The following is a 963-nucleotide window of genomic DNA, read 5'->3' as shown; positions in this document are numbered from 1 at the left end:
TTTCGTTAAAATCGATTTTCGGGAAATTAACATGTGCCCACTCTGGTTCATCCATTTCGAGCCAAGCACGATACGCCTTTAAACGCCACTCGAGCATCCACTCAGGTTCCTTCTTTTTTGCAGAAAGGCGGCGTATCACATCTTCGTTTAGACCAGGCTCAAACGTTTCCGATTCGATATCGGTAACGAAACCATGCTGGTACTCATTTTTGATAAGGTCTTTAACAGCTTTGTCAGATTCAGACATTCCAGACAGTGCTCTTTGTTGCGTGTGTATTGGTTGCTTCGCGGAACGAGTTAAGACAGCTCTACGAAACTTAAATCGGTAAAGCCTACTTTTGAACAGGCAAGGCCTAGTAAAGAGAGTACGGCATCCGACGAAAACGAGATTATATAATACCCCACTAAATTAGTCAGGTATTAATTTGCACGCTCTCCATCTGGATTGCTCAGGCTAAAAGTGTGCTCTGGCGCGCGATTTTATACTTTTGCGTGAAAAATTGCAGACTTGTTACGTAAGTTTTCAGAATCAAGCGCTTTTGCGACAAAGAATGCACATCCTTTTGCTACGCTTGATTGAATATATCGCTTTTAAGGGCATGGTGGTGCTAGGAGAGAATAACTACTGTAGTTATCAAGTTGAGGGATCGCAGGATAAATCCCATGAGCTTAGTGTGGATTTCGGGCTCAGGAAAAACAATCCGGAGCTCATCACGGTGAATGCTCCGTTTGAGAAAGAGATCCGGCGCGCTTATGCGCTAGCGGATGATCTCGTCTTAAGTGTGGATGAGCTTTATGCGCAGCTGCGAATCGGAAAACAAGTGGATCTTGAAAGCACGAGAGCGCTGCTTGCATCTTGTGCTCTTAGCATTGAGACGAACATGTATGCTTGGATGTTCCTCTGCCAAGTAAAAAATCCTGCCTCCTATCTTGTTGAGCATGCCTTCCGAACGGCGGCGTTAT

The 963-nt window shown here is 44.9% G+C and carries 1 protein-coding gene and 1 pseudogene; one reads left to right on the top strand and one right to left on the bottom strand.

Annotation, left to right across the window (positions count from 1 at the left end; translation table 11 throughout):
• Positions 1-247 (bottom strand): annotated as a pseudogene (locus tag A3750_RS04630) (Fe-S cluster assembly protein SufB); the annotation flags it as partial.
• Between the two features lie 304 nt (positions 248-551).
• Here A3750_RS04630 and A3750_RS04625 point away from each other — a divergent pair.
• On the top strand, positions 552-963 hold a 412-nt coding region (locus A3750_RS04625; protein ID WP_156498399.1), incomplete at its 3' end, for a hypothetical protein.

It is taken from the genome of Oleiphilus sp. HI0079 (assembly GCF_001635105.1).
The sequence above is the reverse complement of the archived record's forward strand: the minus strand, read 5'-3'. Positions and strand labels throughout refer to the sequence as shown.